The following is a 15,585-nucleotide window of genomic DNA, read 5'->3' on the forward strand; positions in this document are numbered from 1 at the left end:
ACAACATAGATCGGGATATAGAACGGCGGCGATTATCGCACACACAATTCATAAACCATACAATGATAAATGAATCACTTATTTCTTCGCTGTATAGGATCTGTTACTCGGCAGAAGACAAGACTAGGCTCGCCTGTATTGGCCAGAAACAAAAAGAGTGAGCAAATAACGCTTGCTCACTCTTTCGCAGATTTGAATCGTGAAGCTGACTAAAACTAGCGCTTAGCAACTTCCAGTACGATCTTACCGACGTGCTTTTTCTTCAAGAATTCATCTTGTGCTGTATGAATACCTGCCAATGGGAACGACTCCGCGACAATCGCGACAATCTGCTGTTTCTCAATTCGGTTAACCAAGCTTTGGAACACTTCAGGCTCTAGCACTGTACAACCAAAAAAGCTAAGGTCTTTGAGATACAGAGTACGCACATCAAGCTCAACCATAGCTCCACCAATCGCGCCTGATACGGCATAACGACCGTGTGGTTTCAGCACTTCAAGGAATTCCGGCCACTTATCACCGGCGACTAAGTCGATAACTACATTCACACTGTTTGTGCTTAAAGCCTCAACTAAATCAGCATCACGAGCAATCACCTCATCAGCACCCAGTTCCAATAACTGCTGGTTTTTGCTTGGGCTAGTAATCGCAATCACGTAAGCACCGCGAGCTTTCGCCAGTTGAATCGCCGCCGAGCCCACGCCACCTGATGCGCCAGAGATAAGCACGCGATCACCTTCAGCCACATTAGCGCGAGTCAGCATGTTCTCTGCTGTTGAGTAAGAACATGGGAATGACGCTAGCTCAACATCCGACATTGTGCTGTTCACCGCATAAGCATGTTTCGCTGCGACTTTGGTGTATTCAGCAAAGCCACCATCGCACTCAGAACCGAAATACCATGGTTGTGGTAAATCTCGTCCGCACACTTCAGTCAGACAAGGTTCGATAAGAACACGCTCACCAATACGATCAGCAGAGACTTCATTGCCGACTGCCACGATAAAACCACACACGTCAGCACCTTGAATACGAGGGAACTTCAACGCTTCACCCGACCAACTTGCGTCGTCTGAGTCATCACTTTTAGAGTACCAACCGATTCGTGTGTTGATGTCGGTGTTGTTCACGCCTGCGGCCATCACCTTGATCAGCACTTCATTAGGTTCAATTTGAGGAACCGCGATATCTTCACGGTAGCCAAGCATGTCTGCTCCGCCGTGACCCAACATCTCTACGCCTTTCATTGTTTTCGGTAGTTCGAATTTCATCGTGTTTCCTTGAGTAATTTTGTCACCATATTCTGTGCTGATGTCACCGCTTCTTCGCCTAATACTGGCCACGCGCTTGATACACCTTCATGAAGTAGAAAAAGCTCTGAAGCCAGATCGTCTCGTTGACTCTGCTTACCCAGAAGTGCTTTTACTTCTCGTTTATGTTCAGTAACAGCTTGATTAATTATCTCGTTGTCAGGAAAAGCCGCCATCGCATTCATCGACATACAACCGTGTGGTGCATACTCTTTCATCCACTGTTGTAACTTGTCGAAGATATCAAGCATGGATGCTAGGCCATCATCAGGCGCACTCTCCAATAGGAAATTTAGGTAACGGTGATGACGGTGCTCTAAGGCGCCCACGATCATCGCTTCTTTCGATGGGTAATGCTTATACAGCGTGCGAAGGCTGACATTACACGCCGTCTTTAGCTGAGCCACACTCGGCTCTGCAAAACCATATTGACTAAACGCAACCTCAAGGCTCTCTGCAATTTGTTCTCTTAACATGCGGATCTCTTATACCTGACTAAAGGTAGAATGATTGTTCTACACATATGGTAGAGCGATCATTCTACTCATGTCAATATCCAAATTTACGAAGGGATAAAATGATAAATCCCGCATCAAATAAGACGCGGAATTTATCAATATGAATGAGAGACTTACCGTTAAATCTAGAGTCGGCTGCGTATCGTCACCAACACAGATAACACACCACAAAATACCAACACCACACCTAAGTCTTGAATCATTCCCGCTAAAGCGAGCCCTGAACCAATCAAGGTGTAATACATCAAACCAAACAGTGCACCTGTGCTTCCAGCTTGAGATTGGTAACGCACCAATGCTCGGCTCAAGACATTAGGAATCGCAATACCGAATGCCATAACCACCAACATCATCGGAAGCAAGAACCAGATCGTGTGTTGTAAAAAGTACACACCCACTGCGCCTACCGTTTGAAGCCCTGCCGCTAAGCTAATCAAAGAGATAGATGAAACTTGTCGCTTCAATAGCGCCTTATTAACCAAGCTTCCCAACAAGGTTCCGAACCCAAGCACGACTCCACTATAACCAAACTGCTCGATACCGAATCCAAGCTGTAAGAAGGTGAATGAACCCAGTTGGTAATACGAAAACAGCGCAATATTGAACGACGCGACAAGCAGTGCCGATAGCCAAATATCGCCGTCTTTGATCATGTGGATACTGAGCGATTTTAATTGCAACGGCTGCTTAGACTGCTGCGTTTCCGGCAAAGACCATAAACTGTGTACTAGCAGCGCCAACACCATGATTAACAAGGCAGTAAACACATATTGATGCCCACCCGCCTTGCTCAATTGGCCACCTAGTAATAACCCGATGATTGGGCTAATCGACAGCCCCATGCCCATGTAACCAAACACCTTGGCCAACTCACTACCACTAAAGGCATCTCGTAATATGGTTTGGGTGACGACAGAGCCAACCGCAAGCCCGAAAGCGCCCATCGCTCTTGCTATCATCAACCACGTAAAGCTATTGGTTTGCATAGCAATGAGTGCCGAACAGGCGAATAGCCCCATACCCAATAACATGGTAGGGCGACGTCCCCATTTATCCGCTAACACGCCCCATACCACCACACCCAACGCAAACGCTGAAAAGTAGATCGAGAGGGTTTGTGCCGCTTGTGTGTAACTCACATCAAAGGATTTCGATATAGAATCCAGAGTCGGGCTATAGATGGTTTCTGCGATTTGAGGGAACATCAACAGCAGTACCATTTGCCATAAAGAAGGTTTTGTTTTCATCATTTTTCCAAGACCAGTGAACTTGACGGGAAGTCTAGAGGAAACTAACCTTGGCTCGTTAACAACATTAAAACCAAAAACAACAAGATTGAGACAAATGGCATTTATCGATGACAGCTGTGCTTTTGACGCCGATAGCATTGAAGCAAGCGTAGTGGGAATAGCGGCAGAGCTAGGACAGCATGATTCAGGTATTCATCAGCATCGCAAAGGGCAATTACTTTACGCGCCGCAAGGGTGCATTACCTTAACACTGAATAATGCTTTGTGTATTCTGCCTCCAACTAAGGCTGTGTGGATCCCGCCACATGTTCCACACCGAGCACAAATGACCAACGTGGTCGCGTATCGTTCTCTGTATTTTGATACCGATGTATTTGAGTGCCCAGAAGAGATCACAACGATTAAAGTTAACGATTTACTGAAAGCGCTGATCAATAAGATCGCATTATGGGAATGGGATATCGCGGAGCACAAGACACTCAATACGTCTGCGCTTTTTTGGGAAGAATTCCATTCCTTAACGCACCAAACCTTAATGCTTCCACTCCCAACAGACCGACGATTGGCGCGTTTCTGCACACAAGTCAACAAAGCCGATTTTATCGTCCCTCCGTTGAATGTATTGGCATCATCCGTTGGAGCGAGTAGTAAAACCATCACTCGTCTATTTAAAGCCGAAGCAGGCATGACCTATCAAGATTGGCGTCAACAATGGCGTTTGATTAAGGCGATCGAGCTACTTGCTCAAAACCGAACCGTTACCGACACAGCACACTATTTAGAGTTCTCTTCGAACAGCGCTTTCATTGCCTTTTTCAAACAACAAACCGGACAAACACCACTGGCTTTTACCAAGTTGGGAACGTGATTGTTGTGCTATCAATTCATGGCTTTGTTAAGAGCAGATACAAAAAAACCAGAACATGAGTTCTGGTTTTTAGGAGTATTTTAAAACTCGATGCCGTCGTTACTTAGTATAGAAAGCACGTTTCAATGCCATTTCTAAGCCGCGAACTTCAGCCAAGCCTTTCAATCGACCAATCGCCGAATAACCTGGGTTAGTGGTTTTCTTCAGGTCATCCAGCATTTGATGACCGTGATCCGGACGCATTGGAATTAAACGGTGATCGCCCACTTCTGCACGACGATTTTCTTCATCCAAAATTGCCATTACAACGTTATACATGTCCACATCACCATCTAGGTGCGCTGCTTCGTGGAATGTCATTGGGTTGCTCTCTTCGCGCTTAGTAGAACGCAGGTGCGTAAAGTAAATTCGGTCACCGTGCTTTTTGATCATATTGACCAAATCATTGTCGCCACGTACACCGTATGAGCCCGTGCACATCGTCAAGCCATTCATTTTGCTTGGCACATGCTCGGTCAACCAATCAATGTCTTCGATCGTTGAAACGATGCGAGGCAAGCCTAAAATTGGACGCGGTGGATCGTCAGGATGAACCGCCATCTTCAAACCATTTGCATCACAGATAGGCATCAGCTCAGCAAGGAAATGAGACATGTGCTCACGTAGTTTATCTTTGTCGATGCCCGCATAGCGGTCTAGCTGTGCTTGAAACGCTTCAAGTGTGTAGCCTTCTTCAGCGCCCGGCAAACCGGCGATAATGTTGTTGGTCAGTTGCTGAATTTGCTCAGGCGTCATGTTGTTGAAGTAATCCAACGCTTGCGCTTGCTCTGACTCTGAATAGTCCGATTCTGCACCCGGACGCTTCAAGATATGCAGCTCAAATGCCGCAAACGCAATTTGGTCAAAACGCAGTGCGCGAGAGCCATCTGGCATTTCAAATTCTAAATCAGTACGTGTCCAGTCCAACACAGGCATGAAGTTATAACAAACCGTGTCAATGCCACACTCAGCAAGGTTAGACAGAGTTTGCTTATAGTTATCAATCCACTGCAGGTAGTTGCCAGTTTGAGTTTTGATCTCTTCGTGCACCGGCACGCTTTCTACGACCGACCACGTTAAACCTTTCTCTTCGATAATGGCTTTACGCTTAAGGATTTCTTCTTTTGTCCAAACTTCACCATTTGGAATATGATGCAGTGCATTCACAATACCAGTTGCGCCCGCTTGACGAATATCGTCTAGCGAAACTTGATCATTAGGGCCGTACCAACGCCACGTTTGTTCCATGAGACTTACCTTTCTTTAAGACGCACTTAGCCGGCTCGAATTAATCAAGCTAAATGCAATAACGACTTCTTAATGGCAGCAATGACAATTACTGCCCGAGATAGCACCGGTCTACGCCGGTCTAAAGACGATTACTTATCTACAACCTAGTGAATGAATCAGCTTTCAAGAGGAGCCTTGTCGCTGAATTCAACGTTAGCTTTCAGAACTAACTTTCTGTGCTAAGCAGCACCACTGGGTTGGAACTAAATAAGTAGCCATCAAAGTTTGGGTCATCAATGTCTGACAGCGCTAACAAACGCTGTTTAACATTCTCAAGGTGTTGCCACATTGCGTTCTTAGCAGCGACAGGATCTTTGCGCTGTAAGGCGGCGAGGATACGAGCGTGATCATCTAACCATTCTTCACGGTAATCTTGACCACTGATGTGAGAGTGGAGTTTATTCCACATTGGACTCTTTTCGCGTCGATCCCAGGATTGTTTCAGCATATCTACCAGAACAGAGTTTTGAGTGGCCTCTGCAATACACATGTGAAATCTTTCATCTCCGCTGCAATCGGTGGTGCCGCTTGCAAGCTCTTCGCGCTCGAGTTCGAGTGCAGAGCGCATCTTAATGATGTCGCCCGGAGTGACCTGAGTTGCCGCAAACTCCGCGATATTACTTTCCAGTAATTGGCGGGCCTGCAGCATCTCGAATGGACCAGCATCATCGCTGACCACATTCTCGCGAGAATGAGTTGGAATGTTCAGGACATAAACACCCGACCCTTTTTTCACCTCAACTAAGTTTTCAAGCTCCAGCATGATGATCGCTTCACGCACCACTGTGCGGCTTACATCTAGACGATCAGCAATATCGCGTTCTGGAGGTAATCGATCTCCAACCTTATACAGGCCTTCAATCAGTTCTCTTCTTAGTACTAACCCTATCTCCTGATAAGGTCTTTTCGGCTCGAAAGGCATCATGATGATATTGTCACTTCTTTCCATTGTATTTCTCTCGCCATCATAATGACCAAATATAATTGGTCAACCTCTATATCCTAAAATGCAGTAACACCTTGTTTTTGTATTACTATTTTTTCTATATTTGTTCGTTATTCAACAGACTGAATACGATCAATCAATGCGCTCAATTCTGGATCCGTTTTATCTAGCGCGTCATACATAGGTTGAACCGCGAGTGCGAACGCAGCCTTGTCTGGTTCCACAAAAGTAACGCCCATTTCCTCGGCTTTAGCACGCTCTTTTGCTTCCGATTCAGCCCACAATTTTTTCATCAATTCAGATGAATCACTTGCCGCTTTCATTAGCGCATCTTGTTGTTCTGTAGTCAGTTTATCGTATGCTCTGGTTGAGATAACTAACACATCCGGAACCATCGTGTGCTCATCTAAGCTGAAGTATTTAGACACTTCACTGTGACGGCTCAAGCTGAAAGAAGGAATGTTATTTTCAGCCGCATCCACTACACCTTGCTGCAGTGCTGTGTACAACTCACCGTAAGCTAGTGGCGTTGGGTTACCGCCTAACGCTTTCACCATCGCAATTGCTGATGGGCTTGGTTGAACACGAACTTTCAAACCTTTCAGATCTTCTGGCGTGTTAATTGGCTTATTGGTATAGAAGCTACGCGCACCAGCGTCGTAGTAAGTCACACCAATAAAGCCGCTATCACGAGAAGAGTTAAGAATGTCACGGCCCACTTCACCATCAGTCACACTGTAGTAGTGCGCTTGATCGCGGAATAAGTAAGGCATGTTGAATGATGAATAAGCAGGAGAAAAAGCTTCTAGCTCAGCAGCATTGCTTTTCACCATATCTAAAGCGCCGTTCTGCATCAGCTCCATAGATTCACGCTGTGTACCCAATTGAGCGTCAGGGTAAATACGAATACGCACCTCACCATCAGTCAATTCACGTACTTCTTTCGCCATAAACGTCATCGCTTCATGTACTGCATGGTCACGAGGGTGGTTATGGCTCAGTTTCAATGTTGTCGCTGCATAAGCAGAAGCTGTTGCTCCAAAAGTGAAAGCAGCACCGACAACCGCACTAATCAAAGTTTTACGCGTCATCATCATTCTTATTCTCCGTGGATTGGTTATCCAAAATGTAGGGTGTTTTTTGTTATGGGCTCATATTGGGGCTCAAAAAAGGAACCGTCAAAGCTGAAATTAAAATTGATTGACCAATATCACAATAAAAACCCATAAATTGGTCAACCAAAATCATTTGTGAAGTTGCTCACGCCAACCAAAAAATGAATAGCTTATGATTCAGCCAGATTTTTGAACATACTATCCCTACATAGAAACAGTTTCTTACATTGGTAAACCAATTGTTATGAGATACGCAATTTTGTTGAAAGGAAATAAACATGAATAAATTGGTCAGTTACATAAATAGAGGGTTGGCCGCCTTTACAGTGTCTCTATCGTCTTTCTTAGTGCTATGTGTGATATGGCAGGTTTTATCCCGCTATGTTATTGGCAAACCAAGTACTGTTACCGACGAGCTCGCGCGTTATCTCTTTATGTGGGTAGCCTTAATTGGTGCCGCCTATACAACGGGTCTGAAACGCCATCTTGCCATCGACCTGCTTACGATGAAGCTGACTGGCAAACGTAAATTAATCAACGAAATCGTTATCCAAATAGCCATCGCTTCTTTCTCTTATATCGTTCTGGTGCACGGTGGAAGCCAACTTGCTGCTAAAACGCTTGCGATGGGACAGCTGACTCCCGCTCTAGGTTTAGAAATGGGCTACATCTACTTCTGCTTGCCTATCAGTGGCGCTTTGATGATTTTTTACTCCGTCGTATTTACTTACGAACGCGTTAAACAATTAATGTCAGGTGACGATTTGATCACCGACTCACAACTTGATTGATAGAAGGATTTCACAATGGAATGGCAAGTAATACTGACCTTATTCGGTAGTTTCGCTGTACTGCTTACAATCGGTGTACCGGTCTCTTTTGCGATTGGTTTATCGTCACTAGCAACCATCTTAATGAGCTTACCGCTTGAGCCGGCTATCGCGGTGGTTGCTCAACGCATGGCCGCTGGCCTTGATAACTTTGCATTACTGGCAATCCCGTTCTTCATTTTGGCGGGTAACATCATGAACCAAGGCGGCATTGCGCTGCGTCTGATCAACTTCGCGAAAGTGTTGGGTGGTCGTCTGCCGGGTTCATTGGCACACGTAAACGTGATGGCAAACATGATGTTTGGCTCTATCTCAGGATCAGCGGTAGCATCGGCAGCTGCAGTTGGTGGCACCATGTCTCCTCTGCAAAAGAAAGACGGCTACGACGAAAACTTCTCTGCGGCGGTTAACATTACTTCGTGTCCTACTGGTCTATTGATTCCACCAAGTAACACGCTGATCGTTTTCTCTTTGGTTTCTGGTGGTACTTCAATCGCGGCATTGTTCTTAGCGGGTTACATCCCAGGTCTCATCATGGGGCTAAGTATCATGATTGTGGCGGGTATTATTGCAAAACGTCGTGGTTACCCTGTTGCAGCGCGTCCTTCACTATCAATGGTTTGGGATACCTTCCTAAAAGCAGCGCCTTCTCTGGCACTGATCGGCATCATCATGGGTGGCATCATTGGCGGTATCTTTACTGCAACTGAAGCTTCTGCGATTGCCGTGGTATACACGTTTGTTTTAGCCGTGCTTATCTACCGTGAAGTAAAATGGCGTGATATTCCAAAGATCATCCTTGAGTCTGCAGTAACAACTTCTATCGTTCTATTACTTGTTGGCGCATCAATGGGGATGTCTTGGGCAATGGCGAACGCCGATGTGCCTTACATGATTGCTGATGCATTACTGGCGGTTTCTGATAACCCGCTAATGATCCTACTGATTATCAACGTGATTCTGCTGATTGTGGGTATCTTCATGGATATGACACCTGCGGTACTGATCTTCACACCAATCTTCCTACCAATCGCGCTAGACCTAGGCATCGACCCTGTGCACTTCGGCATCATGATGACCTTCAACCTAGCTATCGGTATCTGTACGCCGCCAGTAGGTAGTGCGCTATTCATCGGTTGTTCGGTTGCCAACATTGCCATCGACAAAGTCATCAAACCTTTGCTGCCATTCTATGCAGCACTGATTGCAGCCCTAATGGCCGTTACTTTCATCCCTGAGCTGAGCTTGTTCCTACCTGAATTGGTACTGGGCTACGGTTCGTAATTTGGTCACAGATAGATTCTAAGACTGCTAAACACTCAAACGCTTTATCAAAAAAAATATCCGCCTTCTTAGAAGGCGGTTTTGCTTTATAACCCCCTAGAAGGGGGCGTCCACGCTATCAGTTCTTCAATAACTGCAGTTGTTGTTCATACTCTATGTCCTGTTTATCTTGGTGTCGGACATATCGTCGAATGACTTCTTCATTCACACCGACCGTATCTACAAAATACCCTCTAGCCCAAAAGTGATTTCCCCATAGTTTCTTACGTATATGTGGAAATTTATTGAAAAGTCTAATTGCTGTCCGGCCCTTTAAAACTCCTAACAAACTCGAGATCGACAACTTGGGAGGAATAATGACAACAAGATGAACATGATCTGGTTGAACATTTAACTCTAAAACCTCGCAGTCTTTCATATTGCACAAAATATAAATTGAACGATAAAGCTCCTTTCCAACCTTATCTTTCAAAATCTTATATCTATACTTTGGAGTCCAAACTATATGGTATTTGCAACGCCAATAGACATGTGATGAACTTCTGTAATCGCCCATGTGGTTGTTTCCTCTTACTTGTGGTGAATAAGAGGTTACTTCTAACATGGGCACTTCTTCAGGCTATAGCCTAGAGGAACAATCACCACCGCCCTAGGCGGTGGTTTTGAGGAGCCAATAAAATCCCGCTGGTTCGCTGGCGGGAAAAGGAACTGAATAATGAAGACTGTTGCTAACTCTACGCTGCCAAACACTGTATTACGACCTGACTACGACCGTTCAGCACTCCAAAGCCGTATTGTGCACCTTGGTTTCGGTGCATTTCACCGAGCGCACCAAGCGCTATTCACCAATGAAATGCTAAGCAAAACCAACACTGATTGGGGTATTTGCGAAATTAACCTATTCGGCGGCGAAGATTTGATTGAATCACTTCGCGCGCAAGACCACCTTTACACCGTTGCTGAAAAAGGCGCTGAATCCACAGACGTTAAAGTAATCGGCTCAGTGACTGAATCACTGCATCCAAACCTAGACGGTATCGAAGCTGTTTTAGAAAAAATGGCTGAGCCTCAAGTGGCGATCGTGTCGATGACGATCACAGAGAAAGGCTACTGCGCTGACCCAGCGACCGGCAAACTCGACAAAAATAACCCATTAGTCATCGCTGACCTAGCTAACCCAACTCAACCTAAATCAGCATTAGGTTACATTGTCCAAGCCCTAAAAATTCGCCGCGAACGTGGCTTAAAACCATTCACGGTCATGTCTTGCGACAACGTGCAAGAGAACGGTCATGTGGCAAAAGCAGCAATCATTGAGTTCGCTCAACTGCTTGACCCAGAATTACGTGATTGGATTGAAACTAATGTCACCTTCCCATGCACCATGGTTGACCGCATCGTACCCGCAGCAACCGAAGAGACACTGACAGAAATTGCAGAACTGCTTGGTTGTGAAGACCCGTGTGGCATCGCCTGTGAACCATTCCGCCAATGGGTGATTGAAGATAACTTTGTGGCAGGCCGCCCAGACTGGAATATTGCTGGCGCAGAGTTCGTAGAAGATGTGGTGCCTTACGAAGAGATGAAACTGCGTATGCTCAATGGCAGTCACTCTTTCCTTGCTTACCTTGGATACCTTGGTGGTTACGACCATATTTCCGACACCATGACAGATGCAGGCTACCGCAAAGCCGCTTTTGACATGATGATGAAATCCCAAGCACCTTCACTAACTATGCCTGAAGGGACTGATTTGGAAGGTTACGCAACCTTGCTGATCAACCGCTTCACCAACCCAAGTTTGAAACATAAGACATGGCAGATTGCGATGGATGGTAGTCAGAAGATCCCTCAGCGTATGGGTGGCAGCTTGCGATTCCATTTAGAGCAAGGCTCAGACTTCTCATGGCTTGCGACGGCCATCGCTGGCTGGATGCGCTATGTATCGGGTGTTGATGAGCAAGGCAATGAGATCGATGTTCGCGACCCAATGGTAGATACACTTCGCCAGATCTGCGACCAGCATGGACTCAATGTATCTGTGGTTCCGGCGTTGCTTGCGGTTGAAGCGATTTTCCCTGCCGAACTAGGTCAAAACCCACAGGTGATTGATGCGGTAAGTTCAGCGTACCAATCATTAATTGAACATGGTGCTGTTGCGACCGTGGCTGCGTTATAAGGAGTACAAACAATGAAGAATTTCTTATGTGAAGACTTTTTACTGTCGAATGAGACTGCACGCCGTTTGTACCACGAACACGCAAGCCACCAGCCGATTTATGACTATCACTGCCATCTAAACCCAGCAGAAGTGGCTCAAGATCGTCAGTTCGAAAACATGTCTAAGATTTGGCTTGAGGGTGACCATTACAAATGGCGTGGCATGCGTTCAGCAGGGATCGACGAACGTCTGATTACTGGAGGCGCAAGCGATTATGATAAGTTCATGGCATGGGCTAGAACCGTCCCTCAAACCTTAGGTAATCCTCTTTACCACTGGACTCACTTAGAACTTCGTCGCCCATTTGGTATGACTGGCACTCTATTGAGCCCAGAAACAGCTGACCAAATTTGGCACGAAGGCAACGAGCTATTAGCGACACCGGAATTTAGTGCTCGCGGCATCATGAAGCAAATGAATGTGGTGATGGCCGGCACGACAGACGATCCAATTGATTCTCTTGAACACCATAAAGCGATCGCTCAAGACAATTCATTTGATGTGAAGGTTCTACCAAGCTGGCGCCCAGATAAAGCGTTCAAAATTGAACTTGATGGCTTTGCTGATTACCTGCAAAAGTTAAGCATGGTTGCTGATATTGAGATCACACACTTCCATCATCTATTGAGTGCTTTAGACAGCCGCCTAGCGCATTTCAACGATCATGGTTGCCGTGCAGCAGACCATGGTATCGAAGTGGTTCGCTACGCGCCGATTCCATCAGAATCCGATTTGGATGCTCTGTTAACTCGACGCCTCAACGGCGAAACGCTCACCGATTTAGAATATGCACAGTTCTCAACAGCCGTTCAAGTGTGGTTAGGTAAGCGCTACGCCGCAATGGGTTGGGTAATGCAGCTTCACATTGGTGCTCAACGCAATAACAACACGCGTATGTTCCAACTGTTAGGCGCAGATGCAGGGTTTGATTCGATCAGCGACAAGACATTTGCCTTCGAGCTGGCTCATCTGTTGGACGAAATGGATCAAAGCAACGAGTTGCCTCGCACCATCCTTTACTGCTTAAACCCTCGCGATAACGAGATGATGGGCACCATGATTGGTAATTTCCAAGGTGGCGGTATCGCGGGCAAAGTTCAGTTTGGTTCTGGTTGGTGGTTCAACGATCAGAAAGACGGCATGCAACGCCAAATGGAGCAGCTATCTCAGCTTGGTCTGCTTAGCCAGTTTGTCGGCATGCTGACTGACTCTCGTAGCTTCTTGTCGTACACACGCCACGAATACTTCCGCAGAATTCTGTGTGACATGCTTGGTCGTTGGGCTGAAAACGGCGAGGTGCCAAACGACATGTCACTGCTTGGCCCTATGGTCGAAGACATCTGCTTTGGTAACGCAAAACGCTACTTCGAAGAGAGGGCGTAACCCATGAAACATATCGCCATTATTGGTGAGTGCATGATCGAGCTTAACGGCAAACCGTTCGGCTCAATGCATCAAACGTTTGGCGGAGACACTCTCAATGCTGCGGTCTATCTAAACCGCGGCTGCGAGGCCAACCTCAATCCAAATGACATCAAAGTGTCCTACGTCACGGCTTTGGGCGCAGACCCGATTAGCAAGGGAATGTTAGAACGCTGGCAACAAGAAGGGCTGTCGACGGACCTAGTTCTACAAGACAGTCAACGTACCCCAGGTCTATACCTGATTCAGCTTGATGACGCAGGTGAGCGTACCTTCTTATACTGGCGTAATCAGTCAGCAGCACGGTACCTGTTGCAACATCCAGATTTTAGCCAGATAAAACAAGCTTTGCGCAACGTCGATATGGTATTTCTCAGCGGCATCACATTAGCAATTTTGCCTGAGCAAGATCGTATCGAACTATTGAACATCTTGGTTGAATTGAAGACACAAGGCGTTGAAATCGCCTTCGACAGTAACTTCCGCCCTACCCTTTGGCCACAGGACGAAAACCAAACCGTCAAAAACAGCTACCAAGCCATGTATACATTGACGGATTTAGCATTGGTGACATTCGATGATGAACAGTTAATTTGGGGAGATAGCTCTCCAGAACAAACTATCGAACGTCTAACTGCGCTGGGTGTTAAGCGATGCATCGTCAAACTGGGTGCAGATGGCTGCCTCATTCAAGATGCCACAATTCAAAGTGACATAAATCTAAACTCTGGTACCGCTTCGGCTCCACGGGCGGTGCCGACCCTACCTGTTGAACATGTCGTTGATACGACCTCGGCAGGAGACTCATTCAATGGCGGGTTTTTATCTGCTTACCTTGCTGGCGAAGACTTAACAACGTCATGCCAGCGTGGCAATACCATGGCAGGCGTCGTTATCCAACATCGCGGTGCCATTATTGCAAAAGAACTTACTCAAGCGGCCATCACAGCCATTTAAGGAATACCAATGAACATCAAACAACAACTAAAAACACTGAAAGTTATCCCTGTGATCGCTATCGACAACGCTGAAGACATCATCCCTCTGGGTAAAGTGTTAGCTGAAAATGGTTTACCTGCAGCAGAAATTACGTTCCGTTCTGAGGCTGCTGTCGAAGCTATTCGTCTACTTCGTGAATCACAACCAGATATGTTGATCGGCGCAGGCACTGTACTCAATCGTGAGCAAGCGATCGCGGCTAAAGAAGCGGGCGCAACGTTCGTCGTCTCTCCTGGCTTTAATCCAAATACTGTCCGAGCTTGTCAGGAGATTGGTATTGACATCATTCCTGGGGTCAACAACCCAAGTACAGTAGAAGCCGCTCTAGAAATGGGCTTAACCACATTGAAGTTCTTCCCAGCTGAAGCATCGGGTGGCATCAACATGGTTAAGTCACTTCTTGCGCCTTACACCGATATTGAGATCATGCCGACAGGTGGCATTAACCCTAACAACATTAAAGACTATCTAGCGATACCTAGAGTACTCGCATGTGGCGGTACTTGGATGGTGGATAAGAAGCTGATTGAAGAAGGCAATTGGGAAGAATTGGCTCATTTAACTCGTGAAGCCGTTAAGCTAGTCAATTAAACCTAATGCAATAACACTTTAACGTTATATCTAACCCTCCTTTTGGAGGGTTATTTTATGGTTGAGCATTATTCCTTCAAAGTTAATATTTAATCGTGATCGATAGCATCTAAAAATAAAGGCTAAATATGGAAAACTGGGTAACACAGGGAGTTGGAGGTCTCGCTTTCTTTATCGGCGTAATGGCCTTTTGGCAAAAAGATGATATGAAATTTCGCTATCAAATGATGATCTTTTGTTTTGTTATGAGTATCCATTTTATATTAATGGGCGCTATAGTTGCCGCCATTGGCGTAATTATCAATGCTATTCGAAGTTACGTATCAATAAAAACTCAATCCCGCAAAGTGATGTGGTTTTTCATTGGTTTAATGTGGGTAATGACATTACCTAACATGAATCATTTCTTTGAGTTTATTACGGTTGTTGGTTCATCCGTAGCGACATGGGCACTCTTCTCTCGACAAGGTATCACGCTGAGAACCTTAATATTATTCAATTCTTTCTGTTGGGCTAGTCACAATATTTGGATTGGTTCTATTGGCGGATCTTTTGTCGAAGTCACCTTTATTGTCACAAATTTAGTCACAATCTACCGTTTACATCAACGCAGATTGTTAACTATAAAATAGGCAATACATTTTTTATTCTAGATTTAAAATATGGAAGTAATACACCATTAATTAAATGAAAAGTTAATTGGATATCAAAAAAGTAAATCTAATTAAGTTTACGTTATTTAAACGTCGTCAATATATTTCCAATACTAAATTGAATCAAATCACCAATTAAATTTATATGGTGATCCAAATCTTTAGTTTGATTTATTTTGGTTAACCAATATTCCGTTAATTATTAAAATTGGTCATGTACTTATTATTATACCAACAATAGGACCGTGA

15 protein-coding genes are annotated in these 15,585 nt (G+C 45.4%); 8 read left to right on the forward strand and 7 right to left on the reverse strand.

Annotated elements, in window-relative coordinates:
• Nucleotides 1–215 precede the first annotated feature (215 nt).
• The 3 genes from QWZ07_RS04835 to QWZ07_RS04845 form a co-directional block, all read right to left on the reverse strand.
• Nucleotides 216–1,271, reverse strand: coding sequence for an alcohol dehydrogenase family protein (locus QWZ07_RS04835; RefSeq protein WP_192854270.1), 1,056 nt, complete (start codon nucleotides 1,269–1,271; stop codon nucleotides 216–218).
• On the reverse strand, nucleotides 1,268–1,786 hold the full coding sequence (locus tag QWZ07_RS04840) for a TetR/AcrR family transcriptional regulator (protein ID WP_192854269.1): 519 nt from the start codon (nucleotides 1,784–1,786) through the stop codon (nucleotides 1,268–1,270). The genes QWZ07_RS04835 and QWZ07_RS04840 overlap by 4 nt, the downstream gene beginning before the upstream one ends.
• 167 nt (nucleotides 1,787–1,953) lie before the next feature.
• Entirely contained in the window at nucleotides 1,954–3,075 is a 1,122-nt protein-coding gene (locus QWZ07_RS04845) for a multidrug effflux MFS transporter (RefSeq protein ID WP_192854268.1), read from the reverse strand.
• 97 nt (nucleotides 3,076–3,172) lie between these two features.
• Between QWZ07_RS04845 and QWZ07_RS04850 the strand changes: the two genes are divergently transcribed.
• Entirely contained in the window at nucleotides 3,173–3,946 is a 774-nt protein-coding gene (locus QWZ07_RS04850; RefSeq protein WP_192854267.1) for an AraC family transcriptional regulator, read from the forward strand.
• Between the two features lie 99 nt (nucleotides 3,947–4,045).
• On the opposite strand, the gene uxuA is transcribed toward QWZ07_RS04850, so the two are convergent.
• From uxuA to QWZ07_RS04865, 3 genes are all read right to left on the reverse strand, one after another.
• The gene (gene uxuA / locus QWZ07_RS04855; protein WP_192854266.1) at nucleotides 4,046–5,233 is read right to left on the reverse strand and encodes a mannonate dehydratase; all 1,188 of its coding nucleotides are present in this window, start codon (nucleotides 5,231–5,233) and stop codon (nucleotides 4,046–4,048) included.
• Between the two features lie 208 nt (nucleotides 5,234–5,441).
• On the reverse strand, nucleotides 5,442–6,224 hold the full coding sequence (locus QWZ07_RS04860) for an FCD domain-containing protein (RefSeq protein ID WP_050643471.1): 783 nt from the start codon (nucleotides 6,222–6,224) through the stop codon (nucleotides 5,442–5,444).
• Between the two features lie 107 nt (nucleotides 6,225–6,331).
• On the reverse strand, nucleotides 6,332–7,315 hold the full coding sequence (locus QWZ07_RS04865; protein WP_054546316.1) for a TRAP transporter substrate-binding protein: 984 nt from the start codon (nucleotides 7,313–7,315) through the stop codon (nucleotides 6,332–6,334).
• A gap of 299 nt (nucleotides 7,316–7,614) precedes the next feature.
• On the opposite strand from QWZ07_RS04865, the gene QWZ07_RS04870 reads away from it, so the two are divergent.
• Nucleotides 7,615–8,127, forward strand: coding sequence for a TRAP transporter small permease (locus QWZ07_RS04870; RefSeq protein ID WP_048609952.1), 513 nt, complete (start codon nucleotides 7,615–7,617; stop codon nucleotides 8,125–8,127).
• 15 nt (nucleotides 8,128–8,142) lie between these two features.
• Complete coding sequence (locus QWZ07_RS04875) at nucleotides 8,143–9,450, forward strand: TRAP transporter large permease (RefSeq protein ID WP_054542885.1); 1,308 nt, start codon at nucleotides 8,143–8,145, stop codon at nucleotides 9,448–9,450.
• 118 nt (nucleotides 9,451–9,568) lie between these two features.
• On the opposite strand, the gene tnpA is transcribed toward QWZ07_RS04875, so the two are convergent.
• A complete protein-coding gene (tnpA, locus tag QWZ07_RS04880; protein WP_192854770.1) occupies nucleotides 9,569–10,006 on the reverse strand; it encodes an IS200/IS605 family transposase in 438 nt (145 codons plus the stop codon).
• 159 nt (nucleotides 10,007–10,165) lie between these two features.
• Here tnpA and QWZ07_RS04885 point away from each other — a divergent pair, with 159 nt between their 5' ends.
• From QWZ07_RS04885 to QWZ07_RS04905, 5 genes are all read left to right on the forward strand, one after another.
• Entirely contained in the window at nucleotides 10,166–11,629 is a 1,464-nt protein-coding gene (locus QWZ07_RS04885; protein ID WP_192854265.1) for a fructuronate reductase, read from the forward strand.
• Nucleotides 11,630–11,641: 12 nt separating this feature from the next.
• The gene (uxaC, locus tag QWZ07_RS04890) at nucleotides 11,642–13,054 is read left to right on the forward strand and encodes a glucuronate isomerase (protein WP_192854264.1); all 1,413 of its coding nucleotides are present in this window, start codon (nucleotides 11,642–11,644) and stop codon (nucleotides 13,052–13,054) included.
• Nucleotides 13,055–13,057: 3 nt separating this feature from the next.
• Nucleotides 13,058–14,050 carry a sugar kinase gene (locus tag QWZ07_RS04895; protein WP_192854263.1) on the forward strand — a complete coding sequence of 331 codons (993 nt, stop codon included), beginning with the start codon at nucleotides 13,058–13,060 and terminating at the stop codon, nucleotides 14,048–14,050.
• Nucleotides 14,051–14,059: 9 nt separating this feature from the next.
• Complete coding sequence (locus QWZ07_RS04900; protein ID WP_054545964.1) at nucleotides 14,060–14,683, forward strand: bifunctional 4-hydroxy-2-oxoglutarate aldolase/2-dehydro-3-deoxy-phosphogluconate aldolase; 624 nt, start codon at nucleotides 14,060–14,062, stop codon at nucleotides 14,681–14,683.
• A gap of 128 nt (nucleotides 14,684–14,811) precedes the next feature.
• Nucleotides 14,812–15,315, forward strand: coding sequence for a YgjV family protein (locus tag QWZ07_RS04905; protein WP_192854262.1), 504 nt, complete (start codon nucleotides 14,812–14,814; stop codon nucleotides 15,313–15,315).
• Nucleotides 15,316–15,585 lie beyond the last annotated feature (270 nt).

The organism is Vibrio lentus (genome assembly GCF_030409755.1).
Lineage (GTDB): Bacteria > Pseudomonadota > Gammaproteobacteria > Enterobacterales > Vibrionaceae > Vibrio > Vibrio lentus.

Excerpts from the sequence above, each read along its gene's own strand:
- tnpA (WP_192854770.1), bottom strand. The coding sequence starts at position 10,006 with ATGGGCGATTACAGAAGTTCATCACATGTCTATTGGCGTTGCAAATAC.
- QWZ07_RS04865 (WP_054546316.1), bottom strand. The coding sequence starts at position 7,315 with ATGATGACGCGTAAAACTTTGATTAGTGCGGTTGTCGGTGCTGCTTTC.
- QWZ07_RS04895 (WP_192854263.1), top strand. The coding sequence starts at position 13,058 with ATGAAACATATCGCCATTATTGGTGAGTGCATGATCGAGCTTAACGGC.
- QWZ07_RS04900 (WP_054545964.1), top strand. The coding sequence starts at position 14,060 with ATGAACATCAAACAACAACTAAAAACACTGAAAGTTATCCCTGTGATC.
- QWZ07_RS04860 (WP_050643471.1), bottom strand. The coding sequence starts at position 6,224 with ATGGAAAGAAGTGACAATATCATCATGATGCCTTTCGAGCCGAAAAGA.
- QWZ07_RS04875 (WP_054542885.1), top strand. The coding sequence starts at position 8,143 with ATGGAATGGCAAGTAATACTGACCTTATTCGGTAGTTTCGCTGTACTG.
- QWZ07_RS04905 (WP_192854262.1), top strand. The coding sequence starts at position 14,812 with ATGGAAAACTGGGTAACACAGGGAGTTGGAGGTCTCGCTTTCTTTATC.
- QWZ07_RS04870 (WP_048609952.1), top strand. The coding sequence starts at position 7,615 with ATGAATAAATTGGTCAGTTACATAAATAGAGGGTTGGCCGCCTTTACA.
- QWZ07_RS04885 (WP_192854265.1), top strand. The coding sequence starts at position 10,166 with ATGAAGACTGTTGCTAACTCTACGCTGCCAAACACTGTATTACGACCT.
- uxuA (WP_192854266.1), bottom strand. The coding sequence starts at position 5,233 with ATGGAACAAACGTGGCGTTGGTACGGCCCTAATGATCAAGTTTCGCTA.
- uxaC (WP_192854264.1), top strand. The coding sequence starts at position 11,642 with ATGAAGAATTTCTTATGTGAAGACTTTTTACTGTCGAATGAGACTGCA.
- QWZ07_RS04850 (WP_192854267.1), top strand. The coding sequence starts at position 3,173 with ATGGCATTTATCGATGACAGCTGTGCTTTTGACGCCGATAGCATTGAA.
- QWZ07_RS04840 (WP_192854269.1), bottom strand. The coding sequence starts at position 1,786 with ATGTTAAGAGAACAAATTGCAGAGAGCCTTGAGGTTGCGTTTAGTCAA.
- QWZ07_RS04835 (WP_192854270.1), bottom strand. The coding sequence starts at position 1,271 with ATGAAATTCGAACTACCGAAAACAATGAAAGGCGTAGAGATGTTGGGT.
- QWZ07_RS04845 (WP_192854268.1), bottom strand. The coding sequence starts at position 3,075 with ATGAAAACAAAACCTTCTTTATGGCAAATGGTACTGCTGTTGATGTTC.